The organism is Marinobacter sp. MIT930201 (assembly GCF_047122665.1).
Classification (GTDB): Bacteria; Pseudomonadota; Gammaproteobacteria; order Pseudomonadales; family Oleiphilaceae; genus Marinobacter; species Marinobacter salarius.
Map to the genome: position 1 here is coordinate 165,558 of NZ_CP138916.1, position 13,911 is coordinate 179,468.

General features: G+C 54.5%; 12 protein-coding genes. 9 read left to right on the plus strand and 3 right to left on the minus strand.

Going from position 1 to position 13,911, the window contains the following annotated elements:
- Positions 1–24: 24 nt before the first annotated feature.
- Positions 25–1,692: an AMP-binding protein gene (locus SIC19_RS00770; RefSeq protein ID WP_085680889.1), complete on the minus strand. Its 1,668-nt coding sequence runs from the start codon at positions 1,690–1,692 to the stop codon at positions 25–27.
- 300 nt (positions 1,693–1,992) lie between these two features.
- Here SIC19_RS00770 and SIC19_RS00775 point away from each other — a divergent pair, with 300 nt between their 5' ends.
- The 3 genes from SIC19_RS00775 to SIC19_RS00785 all read left to right on the plus strand — a co-directional run bounded on the left by SIC19_RS00775 (position 1,993) and on the right by SIC19_RS00785 (position 4,747).
- Entirely contained in the window at positions 1,993–2,979 is a 987-nt protein-coding gene (locus SIC19_RS00775) for an ABC transporter substrate-binding protein (RefSeq protein WP_075196869.1), read from the plus strand.
- Between the two features lie 61 nt (positions 2,980–3,040).
- Positions 3,041–3,943: an ABC transporter permease gene (locus SIC19_RS00780; RefSeq protein ID WP_127401091.1), complete on the plus strand. Its 903-nt coding sequence runs from the start codon at positions 3,041–3,043 to the stop codon at positions 3,941–3,943.
- Between the two features lie 9 nt (positions 3,944–3,952).
- Entirely contained in the window at positions 3,953–4,747 is a 795-nt protein-coding gene (locus tag SIC19_RS00785; RefSeq protein WP_007152408.1) for an ABC transporter ATP-binding protein, read from the plus strand.
- A gap of 61 nt (positions 4,748–4,808) precedes the next feature.
- Here the strand turns inward: SIC19_RS00785 and SIC19_RS00790 are convergent, their stop codons facing one another.
- Complete coding sequence (locus SIC19_RS00790; protein ID WP_127401089.1) at positions 4,809–5,618, minus strand: DUF6160 family protein; 810 nt, start codon at positions 5,616–5,618, stop codon at positions 4,809–4,811.
- Between the two features lie 586 nt (positions 5,619–6,204).
- Here SIC19_RS00790 and SIC19_RS00795 point away from each other — a divergent pair.
- The 3 genes from SIC19_RS00795 to SIC19_RS00805 all read left to right on the plus strand — a co-directional run bounded on the left by SIC19_RS00795 (position 6,205) and on the right by SIC19_RS00805 (position 11,298).
- Positions 6,205–8,343 carry an adenosylcobalamin-dependent ribonucleoside-diphosphate reductase gene (locus SIC19_RS00795; protein ID WP_127401087.1) on the plus strand — a complete coding sequence of 713 codons (2,139 nt, stop codon included), beginning with the start codon at positions 6,205–6,207 and terminating at the stop codon, positions 8,341–8,343.
- 28 nt (positions 8,344–8,371) lie between these two features.
- Positions 8,372–9,061: an NrdJb gene (locus SIC19_RS00800; protein WP_127401086.1), complete on the plus strand. Its 690-nt coding sequence runs from the start codon at positions 8,372–8,374 to the stop codon at positions 9,059–9,061.
- A gap of 443 nt (positions 9,062–9,504) precedes the next feature.
- Positions 9,505–11,298 (plus strand): NACHT domain-containing protein, encoded by a 1,794-nt coding sequence (locus SIC19_RS00805; protein ID WP_127401084.1) that lies wholly within the window; start codon positions 9,505–9,507, stop codon positions 11,296–11,298.
- Here SIC19_RS00805 and SIC19_RS00810 read toward each other — a convergent pair.
- A complete protein-coding gene (locus SIC19_RS00810) occupies positions 11,201–11,788 on the minus strand; it encodes a hypothetical protein (protein WP_127401082.1) in 588 nt (195 codons plus the stop codon). The genes SIC19_RS00805 and SIC19_RS00810 overlap by 98 nt on opposite strands.
- A 220-nt stretch (positions 11,789–12,008) precedes the next feature.
- On the opposite strand from SIC19_RS00810, the gene SIC19_RS00815 reads away from it, so the two are divergent.
- From SIC19_RS00815 to SIC19_RS00825, 3 genes are all read left to right on the plus strand, one after another.
- Positions 12,009–12,638: a LysE family translocator gene (locus tag SIC19_RS00815; protein ID WP_127401080.1), complete on the plus strand. Its 630-nt coding sequence runs from the start codon at positions 12,009–12,011 to the stop codon at positions 12,636–12,638.
- 10 nt (positions 12,639–12,648) lie between these two features.
- Positions 12,649–13,002 carry a TfoX/Sxy family protein gene (locus SIC19_RS00820; protein ID WP_127401078.1) on the plus strand — a complete coding sequence of 118 codons (354 nt, stop codon included), beginning with the start codon at positions 12,649–12,651 and terminating at the stop codon, positions 13,000–13,002.
- Positions 13,003–13,082: 80 nt separating this feature from the next.
- The gene (locus tag SIC19_RS00825; protein WP_127401076.1) at positions 13,083–13,823 is read left to right on the plus strand and encodes a substrate-binding periplasmic protein; all 741 of its coding nucleotides are present in this window, start codon (positions 13,083–13,085) and stop codon (positions 13,821–13,823) included.
- Positions 13,824–13,911 lie beyond the last annotated feature (88 nt).

The window sequence follows — 13,911 nt, forward strand, 5'->3', positions numbered from 1 at the left end:
CTATGCGACTTACGTCGGTTTTCTCTACTGCCAGATGACCGGCTCACGTTTTGCGTACCAGGAGTCCACATTTTCCTGATACGCATCCTCCACCACATTACGCTTCAGCTTCAGTGTCGGGGTCAGGAAGCTGTTCTCGATGGACCATTCATCGCTGACCACGGTAATGAACGCCAGTTGCTCGTGAGGGTCCACGGTCTTGTTGACGTCCGTAATCAACTGCTTGAAGCTGGCCTCGATGTCCTTGCGGAATGCTTCATCAGCCATCTTCGGACGAATCTCCTCGCCCAGCATCACCAGCGCGTGGGGTTGCGTCTGGTTGGCCCCGGAGACACACACCATTTCGATGGCCTCGTGAGACATCAGGCGGTTCTCGATCGGTGCTGGGGCGATGTACTTACCCTTGCTGGTCTTGAAGATTTCCTTGATGCGGCCGGTCAACTTCAGGCGTCCCATCTCGTCGATTTCGCCTTTGTCGCCGGTTTTCAGGAAACCGTCCTCTGAGAACGTTTCGCGGGTTTTCTCTTCGTCCTTGTAGTACCCCATCATGGTGGCCGGGCTTTTCACCAGCACTTCGCCCTCGTCGCTGATCTTCATTTCCACGCCGGGCAGTGCTTCACCCACGTAGCCGGTGCGGGAACGGCCAGGCTTGTTCATGTGGGAATAGGCAAAGTTCTCGGACATGCCGTAGCCTTCCAGCAGTTCCAGCCCCAGGTTGCGGTACCAGTCCAGCACATCGTTGGAAAGAGGTGCGGAGCCACTGCCAGCCAGTTTGACCTTGTTCAGGCCCAGCCCTTTGAGCACCTTCTTCTTGATCACCTTGTTCAGCAGCGGAACCTTCAGCAACTTTTCCAGCTTCTCCTTGGGCAACTTCTGAAGAACGCCGTGCTGGAACTTCACCCACAGGCGGGGGACTGACAGGAACAGCGTCGGCTGTGCCCGCTGCAGATCCTGGACAAAGGTATCCAGCGACTCGGCAAAGAACAGCTGGAAACCGGAGTACAGCGAGCCCAGCTCCACAAACGTGCGCTCGAAAACGTGCGCCAGCGGCAGGTAGGACAGCATGCGCTCTTCCGCGCCAACGCCCAGCACCTGGGTGCCACCGGCGGCCGCAAATGCCATATTACGGAAGCTCAGCATAACGCCCTTCGGCCGACCGGTGCTGCCAGAGGTGTACACAATGGTGGCCAGTTCATCCGCATCCCGCTGGGTGTTCTCTTCCAGTGGCGGGTACTTGCCCACAAGGTCGTCCCAGGTTTCAAAATCGTTGGGCGGGCTCAGTGGGTAGGAAATACAACGCACGGACTCCGGCACGCCGGACTTCATCTGATCCCAGTCGTCCAGCTTACCGACAAACAGAACGTCGCATTCGCTGTGGTTAAGGATGTAGTTCACCGTATCCGCGTTCAAGGTCGGGTACAGCGGCACGGAGATGTGGCCCGCCATCCAGATGGCCCAGTCCGACATGATCCACTGCGCGCAGTTCTTGGATATGATCCCGACCCGGCTCTTCTCCGGCAGGTTCAGGGATTTCAGGTACGAGGCCATCCGGCGGGCTTCATCCACCGCACGCTTCCAGGTGTATTCGACAACCTTGCCGTCGCCAATGGGCTGAGTCATGTACAGGGAATCCGCCTTGGCGTGTTCCCAGTGATAAACCATATCCAGGGGGAGTTTGTCAGTAGTGTCCATGGACCTTCCTTGCGTTGTGTTATTTTTGAGTTATCGGTGTTTTTATTATGTAAGGGCTGCACTGCATTAGACTTTAGTAGCCTATTTCACCACAGCCGTCACCGTCAAAACGTGACGGAACTAAAACTATTCCACTTCACATGTACTTTTGGCCGGCATACTGCCGCGCAAATCCCTGTAAAAGGTACCTTCCCTTACCCATCAATCCAATAGCCTGTGATAAACTCCCGCCCCATTATAAAACGCGCGTTCGATCTCCCGGCGCGCCCAAACAGTCTGAACAGACCCGGAGACCGGTTTATGGCCAACAAGATTCTGCGTACGCTGATCGGCACCGCCCTACTGGCAATGGCGGCCATTGCACCCGCCATGGCACAGAGCGACGAACAGCGAGTAGTCGCCATCACCCAGATTGTGGAGCATCCGGCACTGGATGCTGTCTACCAGGGCATCAGGGACGAACTGGAAGCACAGGGATATAACGACGGCGAACAGGTTCGTATCATGCACGAAAGCGCCCAGGGCAACGCCGCCATCGCGTCACAGATTGCCCGCAAATTCGTGGGTGAAGGCCCGGATGTGATCGTCGCCATCGCCACGCCGTCGGCCCAGACCATGGCCGCCGCCGCTCGCCAGACCCCAGTCGTCTTCTCAGCGGTAACCGACCCAGTCGGCGCCAAGCTGGTGAAAAGCCTGAAGGCTCCGGGTGCCAACATCACCGGCGTGACCGACATGCTGCCCATCGAACGCCATCTTGATCTGCTCGAGCGGGTGGTGCCAGACGCCAAACGCATCGGCACCGTCTACAACCCCGGCGAAGCCAACGCCGTGGCTCTGGTGGAGCTGCTTGAAGAGCGACTGCAGGCCCGTGACATGGAACTGGTTAAAGCCGCCGCCACCAAGACCTCGGAAGTGCTCGGTGCTGCCCGCTCCCTGGTGGGCAAAGCAGACGCCATCTACCTGACCACCGATAACACCGTGATCAGCGCCGTGGAAGCCGTCATCTCCGTGGGCGAGCGTGCCAGCATTCCGGTCTTCGCCGCTGACACCGCCACCGTCGGCCGTGGCGCCGTTGCTGCCCTTGGCTTCGACTACTACGACCACGGCCGCCAGACCGGCGCCATGGTGGCCCGCATCCTGGAAGGTGCCAACCCCGGTGACATGGATGTGGAATCCGTGGACACCCTGGAACTGTTCGTGAACCCCGCTGCCGCAGAGCGCATGGGCATTACCCTGTCCGACGACCTGATCAGCGACGCGAAAAAAGTCGTAAACAGCGACAAGTAACCCACTGTTAGCGGGCGGCCTCACAAGGGCTGCCCGTTTTCATTTACGGTGACCCTATCCCATGCTTAGTAACATTGCCTTTTATGGCGCCATCGAAACCGGCCTGATCTACGGGCTGGTCGCCTTCGGTATCTACCTTTCGTTTCGCGTACTGGACTTCCCGGACCTGACCGTGGACGGCAGTTTTCCCCTGGGCGCCGCCGTGGCAGCCGTCCTTATCATTGAAGGCGTTAACCCCTGGCTGGCCACCGGCGCCGCCGTTATCGCCGGCATGGGTGCCGGTGCGGTAACCGCCCTGCTGAACGTCAAACTCAACATTCTCAACCTGCTGGCGTCCATCCTCACGATGATCGCGCTGTATTCCGTGAACCTGCGCATCATGGGCCGGCCCAACATTGCCCTGCTCACCGAGGAAACCGTGCTCACACCCTGGTACGACCTTGGCCTGGCCTACCATCAGGTGCCGGTACTGTTGTTTATCATCGTGGTGATGGTAAGCCTGTTGCTGCTGTGGCGTTTCATGAAATCCGAAACCGGGCTGGCCATGCGCGCCACCGGCGCCAACCCGCGAATGGCCCGTGCACAAGGTATCGCCACCGGTGCCATGATTGTGCTGGGGGTTGCCGTCTCTAACGGCTTGGTAGGCCTCGCCGGTGCCCTGTTCGCCCAGAGCCAGGGCGCTGCAGACGTGACCATGGGTGTGGGCGTGATCGTGATCGGCCTGGCCTCACTGATCGGTGGTGAAGCCGTGCTTACGCCGTCTACGGTTCTCCGAGCCCTGATTGCCTGTGTGATCGGCGCCATCGTCTACCGCCTGGCCATTGCCCTGGCACTGAACGCTGACTTCCTGGGGCTACAGGCCCAGGACCTGAACCTGATCACCGCCGTGCTGGTCACCCTGGCCATTGTGCTGCCCGGTGTTCGCACGTCCGTTGCCGCGCGGCTTACCCGCAAAAAGGCCTGAGGAGGAAGCATGATTACAGCAACCGACCTGACCCTCACCTTCGGCAAGGGCACGCCGCTGGAAAACCCGGCCCTTCGAGGCATGAGCCTGACCGTCAACCAGGGCGAATTCGTCACCGTGATTGGCAGCAACGGCGCCGGCAAATCCACCTTCCTCAACGCCCTCGCCGGTGAGGTGATGGTGGACAGCGGCAACATCATCGTCGACAACCAGGACGTAACAAAGCTGCCCACCCACAAACGCGCCGGCCGGGTAGCCCGCGTATTCCAGGACCCGCTGGCGGGCACCTGTGAAGGCCTGACCATCGAGGAAAACCTGGCCCTGGCCATCAAACGTGGCCAGCGCCGTGGGCTGAGCGCAGCCGTAAAAGCCCGCTACATGGACCAGTTCAAATCCAGCCTGGCCTCCCTCAACCTGGGCCTGGAAAATCGTCTGGGCGACAAGATGGGCCTGCTTTCCGGCGGCCAACGCCAGGCCGTCAGCCTGTTGATGGCCAGCCTGACACCCTCCGCCATCCTGTTGCTGGACGAACACACCGCCGCGCTGGACCCGAAAACCGCCTCCTTCGTGCTGGACCTGACCACACAGATCATTGAAGAACAGAAGCTCACCGCGCTGATGGTCACCCACAGCATGAAACAGGCGCTGGAAGTGGGCGACCGCACAGTGATGCTGCATCAGGGCCAGGTGGTGTTCGACATCGCCGGCCAGGACCGGGAAGGACTGGAAGTGAAAGACCTGCTGGAACTGTTCGAGAAGCAGCGCGGGCTGGAAGTGGACGACGACAGTTTGTTGTTGGGCTGATCACGCTTGCCGGCAAACTCGTCTACGGGGCACCTTGCATGCCCCGTAGACAGTTTGGTCACTAGTGACCGCACACCCGCATCTGGGTATTGGTGATCGCCAGATCATCAATGAAGATCTGGCCGATCGAGGCCTGCCCCACAATCACCTCCTGCATACCGATGTCCGCCGCAAAGCTGGGCATATCGATCGCCAGGGAGGAACCACCGTCTGCACGCTGGCCGTTGTAGATATACAGGTCCACTTCCGCGAACAGGTCCAACACGCTCGGGAAGGTCTGATCGTAGTCCGCACCGGTCAGTGAAAGGCCACGAATGCCCACGGCCGCAAACGGCACATCGAAATCCATCACTTCAATAGCGAACGCCGAACGTAGCCGCATGATGTCGGTGTCTGTATCAATGTGGATAGAACCACGCCCCAGCACACCCTCGATGAACAGGTTGTCCATCAGTGCCGTGTTCTGGGCGCCCTGCCCCCACAATTCCCACGCACCGGAGGTCACACGGAAATCTATGGCATTGAAGAATTGCGGGCGGATATTGATGGCCGCATCGCCGTCGGCGAGCACATCAATATCGATACGGATGTTGTCCAGAAGATCATTGGAATCCGGCCCACCCAGGCCATTGAAACCAAAGAAGTCTGTCCGTTCCGCACCGCCAATACTGATATCACTGACCGTTAGCGACCCTTCATCGGTATAGATAAAGCGGTCCATATTGATCTTGGTTTCCAGCTCAATGGACACACCGGCCTGGCCGGTAATGTTTCCCATTGCGCTGTCTTCCAGCATCACAATGTCTGCCATTGCGGCAGCAGGCAACCCTGCGACGCCCAGCGCAAGCAGTGTTCGTTTCAGGCCTTTCATTATTATGTTCCTTTTATAGTAGTTTTCACTTCCTGTGGGCCACTACCTCTTACGACTCCACATCACTACTTTAGCGACAGGTACAAAACGGGTACGTGCATCGGTCACATTTAACTGACTTTATGAACCTTTTTTCAGATTTTTCGCTGCGCAGTTTTTGACCACAACATCTAGTGGTTTCAAGTAAAATGCCTCAACGCGGCGTTTCTGCGGGCATTTCAGGATATTCAAGCATTCATCCATTGATTTTCTTTCGCTATGAGCCGCAATCTATAGTTGTCTTCTTATTCACAGACCACTATATCCTGTTATACTCATCTCATATTCACCCATATATAGGGTTTGCTCGGCCCGACCACCACAAACGGCGCTCCAGTAAGCCACGCGGGTGACCATCTTTCCTGAAAACCCGCTGTTACGCCCTTTCCAGAGCGGACAGCAGGTTAGAAAAACACCAGATCTAGTGTTTCACCGGATCTGAAGCATAACGGCCTTCCAGGCTGAGACATCTTAACGACACATGGGGTATGGCCGGCTGCGGTTTGCAACGGCCATCAAAAGACATACCGGACATCCGAGGGTGGCAATGAACGCTAAAGCACAGGCAGTGATAACAACAATTCCAATGCAGGAAGCTTCGCTGGACATCTGGAACAGCAAGTACCAACTCAAAACCAAGACCGGCGAACCCGTCGATAAGGACATCGAAGCAACCTACGAGCGTGTTGCCACTGCCCTTGCCGAAGTGGAAAACAAAGCCAACCGCGCCAAGCACAAGAAAGAATTCGTCTGGGCCCTGCGCCACGGTGCCATCCCCGCTGGCCGCATTACCTCCAACGCCGGTGCGGAAGCCCACAAACCAGCCACATCCACCATCAACTGCACCGTGTCTGGCTCCGTTCAGGACTCCATGAACGACATCCTGGAGAAAAACCACGAAGCCGGCCTCACCCTCAAAGCCGGTTGTGGTATTGGTTATGAATTCTCCACCCTGCGCCCCCGTGGTGCCTACGTTGCCGGTGCGGGTGCCACCACCTCCGGCCCGCTGTCGTTCATGGATATCTTCGACCGCATGTGCTTCACCGTGTCCTCCGCCGGTGGCCGCCGTGGCGCGCAGATGGCCACCTTCGACGTACACCACCCGGACGTGATCGACTTCATCCAGGCCAAGCGTGAAGACGGCCGCCTGCGCCAGTTCAACCTGTCGCTGCTGATCACCGAAGACTTCATTGAAGCCGTGCGCAATGGCGACGACTGGCACCTGTCGTTCCCCGTCACTGAAAAAGAAGTGGAAGACGAAGGCCTGGACCTGTCCGACACCACCCAGTTCGTGTACCGCGACTTCCCGATCCTGAAAGGTTACGTGGTCAATGGCGAAGGCAAGGTTGCGTGCCGCATCTACCGCACCCTGAAAGCCCAGTTTATCTGGGACACCATCATGACCAGCACCTACGACTACGCCGAGCCAGGGTTCATCCTGATCGACAAGGTCAACCAGATGAACAACAACTGGTTCTGCGAAGACATCCGCGCCACCAATCCCTGTGGCGAACAGCCCCTGCCCCCGTACGGCAGCTGTCTGCTGGGTTCTGTGAACCTGACCATGTTCGTGGACTACCCGTTCACCGACAAGGCCAGCTTCAACTATGAGAAGTACCGTAAAGTCGTTGGCATCTTCACACGCATGCTGGACAACGTAGTGGAAATCAATGGCCTGCCGCTGGAAGAGCAGCGCCACGAAATCACCTACAAGCGCCGCCACGGCATGGGCATTCTCGGCCTGGGCTCCACCCTCGCCATGCTGCGTATGCCGTACGGCTCGTCCGAATCCGTGCAGTTTACCGAGGAAGTCGTACGTGAAATGGCCGTGGAAGGCTGGCGCCAGTCCCTGGCCCTGGCCGACGAGAAAGGCCCGGCGCCGATCATGAACGACGAGTTTGAAGTCACCCCCAAGATGCTAACCAAGTGCCCGCAGCTGTCCCAGGACGGCTACAAGCTGGGCGACAAGCTCAAGGGCAAGGTACTGCACGCCAAGTACAGCAAGTACATGCAGCAGATCGCCGGCGTAGAGCCGGAGCTGATCGAGCAGCTGGCCGAGAAAGGTGGCCGCTTCACGCACCACACCTCCATCGCGCCCACCGGCACCATCAGCCTGTCACTGGCCAACAACGCCAGTAACGGCATCGAGCCGAGCTTCTCGCACCACTACGCGCGCAACATCATCCGCGAAGGTCGCAAGACCAAGGAAAAAGTCGACGTATTCTCCTTCGAGCTGCTGGCGTACCGCCACCTGGTCAACCCCGGTGCCATGCCCTTCTCTGAAGAAGAAGACAAGCGCCTGCCCCACTACTTCACCACGTCTGAAGACGTGACGCCGGCGCAGCACGTGGACATCCAGGCCGCAGCCCAACTGTGGGTGGACTCGTCCATCTCCAAGACCGCCAACGTGCCCCAGGACTTCGCGTATCCGGACTTCAAAGACATCTACATGTACGCCTACGACAAAGGCCTGAAGGGTTGCACCACCTTCCGCTTTAACCCGGAAGCCTTCCAGGGCGTGCTGGTTCAGGAGAAAGACCTGGAAAACACACTGTACGAATTCACCCTGGACGACGGCAGCAAGGTGACCCTCAAGGGCAACGAACAGGTGGAGTACGACGGCGAGCTCCATAACGCCGCCAACCTGTTTGATGCGCTTAAAGAAGGCACCTACGGCAAATACTGATCCCGGGAACCGACACAGGACAACGAACATGACCGTTAAAATCAGCAACAAAATCGTCGGCTACCGCGTAAAGAAAGCCGACCCAGAATCAGCACAGCCAGCCGCGCAGCCGGAAAACAAACCGGTTGAGATGAACGAATACATCGAACGGCCGGACTTCCTGCTGGGCACCACCTACAAGATCAAGCCGCCGGTGGCCGAGCACGCGATGTACATCACCATTAATGACATCCTGCTCAACGAAGGCACCGACCACGAAAGCCGGCAGCCGTATGAAGTGTTCATCAACTCCAAGTCGATGGAACACTTCCAGTGGGTAATCGCCCTCACCCGCGTTGTCTCCGCCGTGTTCCGCAAAGGCGGCGACGTCACCTTCCTGGTGGAAGAACTGCGCAGCGTGTACGACCCCAACGGCGGCTACTTCAAGAAAGGCGGCGTGTTCATGCCCTCTCTCGTCGCCGAAATCGGCGCCGTGATCGAGAAGCACCTCAAGGCCATTGGCCTGATTGAGAGTGAGGAAATGAGCGAAGTCACCAAGCGCATCCTCGCCGAAAAACGCGCCGAATTCGAAGCCAGCCACACCACGGCCACGAACGACGACAAAGCCGGCGACTACCCACCCAACGCCACCATGTGCGGCAAGTGCAGCACCAAGGCGGTGATCGTGATGGATGGGTGTGCGACTTGCCTGTCTTGCGGCGATAGTAAGTGCGGTTGAGGTGATTGACTGCGACGAGTGATGAGAAGGCCTGAAGTGTTAAAGCTTCGGGCCTTTTCTTTTTTTGGGGTCTCCGGAATCATTGGACCGTTTTATGATTGCGGAAATGCGACCGCTTCATGATTGCGCAGTATAGAACCTGCGATCTGGGCTGTTTCGCTTGGTAGGTTACTGTATTTACGGCTATTTTTAGCGAGTATTTTAGGGAATCGGTTAGATCGTGAAACGTAATAACGAAGCCGTCAAGTTTTGGCAATCACTGAGACGTCGGTTTAACTGCTGTTAGGCGGCGTCGATAGTGTGATCCAGGTGTCGGAAAGGTTGTTTAGAAGTCAGAAAATAGACGTACTTGGGAATGTTCAAGTCGGGCGTGATCATTCCGTCAACACTCTCATGTGTGTAGTAGACTTCAGGGAGTTTGACTGTAGGATAGGGGAATATCGATGGACGAAGCTTTGATTCAGATAACAACCGGCGTGATAAACCATCAGATTGACGGTGTAACTTCGCGTTTGTCAGGCGAAGTAAAGTCATTATGGACAAAACACGTTGCTTCTTTTAAGAAATACTTACTGGCTTCAAACAAGAGGTACGAAGCCACTAAGACTCTGCTGTACAAAGATCAAGCGGTACCTCTTCGTGACATATATGTAGGGACACGATTGAGGCTTGACAGGCAAGAAGTTTCGGAGCTTGACTTTATAAAGCAACTGTTGGAGGGGAACCGGTGTCTGGTTAGCGCAACGGCGGGAGCGGGTAAGTCGTTTTTCTCGAAATGGGTGTTTTTAAAAATCCTTTCCGGGAAAGAGTCGATTCCGCTGTTCGTGGAACTGCGTAATCTGAATGGTACGAACTTCGGCGTAATCGAATATTTGCTCAATGATTTAAAAAATAATTTCAACGTCACAATGACGCGAGATCTACTTATTGAGCTTATTTCTCGCGGCAAGTTTACATTAATTCTTGATGGCTACGACGAGTTAACCAAGGATAAGGTCAAAAAGATAAATGCAGAACTTCGGTCTTTAGAGGTTCCTTTTGCTGAGTCTTCAGTCCTAATTACGACACGCCCAGGCGGGGAAGAGTTGGAGTATTTATCGGGATTTACTACCTATCAAGTTCAGAGTCTTAAACTTTCTGATGCCATATCACTGGTAAAAAAGCTCAAGTATGACGATACAGTCAAGAGGTCGTTCTTACGTAGTCTCGAAGACCAGCTTTTCGAAGAGCATAAAGATTTCTTGTCAAACCCTCTCCTGCTCACGATTATGTTGATGACGTATCGTGATTTGGCGGAAATACCATCTAAAATGCACATTTTTTACGAACAGGCATTCGATACTTTGTACTATCGACATGATTCATCGAAAGGTATGTATCGCAGAGAAGTCGAATGCCAGCTAGCCATAGATGACTTTCGAGATATATTAGCGTGCGTGTCTGCGTCTAGTTATATTCGTGGTCAGATTACCTTGACGAATACGGATCTTATTGCCTTTATAAGGAAAGCTAAACAAACAGCCAATATTCCGAAGCTCACTCCGAGTAAATACGTCGATGATTTGGTGCAGTCAGTCTGTATATTCCTACAAGATGGGACTCGATATACTTACAATCATCGTAGTTTTCAGGAATATTTCGCTGCTCTCTTTCTTGTACAAATTCCTACCGAGAAAAAAATCGAGGTCTATAAAAGATTTCTGAGTCGGGAAGGAACCGACAAGGCATTGACGCTTGCATTCGAGATGAATCAAGCAATGGTGGAGCGAGAGTTCATAAAACCAATGTTGAAAGAAATACTCGCACTGGCGAAGAAACCAGAAGATTTATTGATATCTTGGATGAAGTCGATAAAGTTGGAGAGAATGAGCATTCATCGAGTTGTGAACGGTAAACAAAAAATGACACTTAGTAGACCACGCTACAGTTTGGTGGAGGCGACCAATTACTGGCATTTCCAGTTATACATTGAACAAATGTACAAAAAGAGTGCAAAAAAATACTTGAAATTTGGATTGATGACACAGAAAGCTTTTGTAGAAGAGTTTGGAAGTGGAGAACACTCTGAAGTCATAGAGCTAGGTGCGAACATGACAGCGGAATCAAGTTCAATACTTGGGCGCCTCGGTATCATAGAGATTAGTAAAAGGCGGTTCGAATTTCTAAAGTGGCTAATCGCTGATATCGATTTGCGAGACAAACGAACTGGGAGTTCTGAGCTTGAGGCTTGGCTTTGACTGAAGATGAAAGAAGGGTTTGTTTGCATTTCCATTGCCCGAGTGTAACCGACGCGGTTCGGCTAAGAGGAAAACCGCACCGCCTAACAAGACGGTCAACCGGACGCTGGACTTCCCGCTCTTCAGTCCCCTGAATCACGATGTGATGAATGGCTGCCCTATCAAACACATACAGATACCCTGACCTGTGTTGTTTGCTGTAGGTACCGAGCAACTCGAATTCACCAATCTTCTGGCCGATCACTTCCCCTTCCGGCAAGCCGAACTCCCTGCCCTGCTCTTCCGCAAGCAGTTGCAGCCAGTTCGGTAGTACGGAGCGCTTTTCAGGAATGAATATGGACTGAATAAACTCGCCGGTAACACCGGTGAGGCCTACCTGCGAATACATGGATTCCCCATCGACAACCTGGTGAGACAGCACCCAATCTGCGTATTTAAGGATGAGCATATTGCTCGAATGGGAGATCAATTCAGGCTCTGGATATTCCAAGGCCAGATCTTGCGAGACTACCAACGTGCCGGAATAGCCCAAGACGGGGGGAGAAATTAGCAACGCACAGGCTAACGCTCAGAATCCTTTCATATTCGCCTCCATGTGAATTGCTGATAGCCTAGCGAAAGGGAAGCGATATTGAAATATCCATTGGGGCATTGCCCTCATTCCGAAACCGAGCACGATGCAGGCTCTATAGCTTTCAGTAGGCGATCTTATGACAATTGAATCCTGGTTTACGTTTGTCCTCGCGTCAGCGGTTCTACTGGTTATTCCCGGCCCTACGATTCTGGCCGTCATCAGTTATTCCGTTGCTCATGGTCGCCGTGCCAATATTCCTCTGGTGGCTGCGGTCGCGCTCGGTGACTCTACGGCATTGTTTGCTTCACTTGTGGGGTTGGGGGCGTTGCTTGCGGTATCTGCGTTCTGGTTCACAGTTGTAAAAATAGCGGGTGCTTTATACCTGCTTTACCTTGGTATCAAGTTGTTTCGGGCAGGCTTCTCTCCCACTGACATATCGGAGCCGGCGCCTGACTCCTCCCATTTGAAGTTGTTCACCAACACGTATTTAGTAACGGCGCTCAACCCAAAGGGCATCGTTTTCTTCATGGCTTTTTTACCGCAATTCATCACGCCGGGTGGAAACGGGGTGTTCCAAATGTGGTTGCTTGCAGTCACTTTTGTTGCCTTGGCGACCATCAATGCCACGCTTTACACAGTTTTCGCATCCTCGGCACGTCGGCTACTTGTCTCGCCCAAAGCACAGCGTAGATTTAACTTTGCAGGTGGTGCGTTACTTTCAACAGCAGGTGTTTGGGCATTGTTTGCCAAACGTCCGGCGATATAGAAGCGAACGAATGAGCGAATTCGTCGAAAACCTCAACGATGTATTTTGCCAGTTCGGCCCGGTTTCCGTTCGGCGTATGTTCGGTGGCTATGGCGTGTACCACGATGGCCTAATGTTTGGCCTTGTTGCGGATGATGTTCTGTATTTGAAGGTCGATGGGGAATCGATGGGGCGGTTTACAGAGCTGGATTTGGAGCCGTTCGAATACGAGAAAAATGGCGCTAAGATTAAGATGTCTTACTACATGGCACCGGAGAGCATTTTCGAGGATTCTGAAGAGGCAAGAGAATGGGCAGAGCTGGCATTCAATGCGGCGCTCCGGGCCAGGAAACCAGCAGCAAGAACCAAGGCAAACAAGAAATGACAGCCTACGTAATCGGCCATGGACTTACCCCGGTACAGTAGGCGCTCCTAGCCTTTGATCGGAGCATAAGAGGAGTTTTCATGAGAGTAGGCTTGCTGATCATCGTGGCATTCTGGTGCCTTCCAGTTTCTTCTCAAACGCTCGAGATTATGGGGTCGGACGAGGGTTTTCTGCCGTTTTATTACGGTGACAACCTTAACAAGGGCATTCTGGTCGAGGTGATCAATGAGTTCAGCCTGGAAGCCGGTATTACAGCCGGTTTTCGCCCGATGCCGCGCAAGCGCCAGGCCTGGGCCCTGGAAAAAGGACAAGCCAACGCGGTTTTTGCCAACCCGTTGTGGATGCCGCTACCAAGCCGGATGCACGCCGTCGGACCGGTGTTAACCTGGCGTGATCGTCTGTTCGCACAACCTGGCCGGCAACCGGCCTCCTTCGATGATCTTGATGGCAGCATCTGTCTGCGAAAATGGTTTGTCTACAGTGATCAACTTGAGCGGCGGATTGGTACCAACCTGGCCCGCCATGACTCTTACAATGCCCAACAGATGCTGGGCATGTTTCTGAACAAACGCTGCGATTACGCCGTCATGAACGAAATGGAGTTCCGGTTTCTGGCAAAGTTGGTGGAAGTCGATCCGAATTTTTACAGCACGGAACTGATCGACGCCGAATGGCCGGTCTATCTTGGTATCCTCAAAACCGAGGCGGCTCTGATTGAAGCGGCGGAAGCTTTTTTCGCTACCCGCACGGTTGATGCGGAAGCCATGCTACCCAAACTGCCGCCGCCGGACCGGCACATCTCGATTCAGCCGGACAAGTAAGGCAACTGATTACTATGACCGCTACCCTCACCATGGATCATTTGCGCCGCTACGCCATCTCGCGCAGTCTCTTCAAGCCGACCACTTT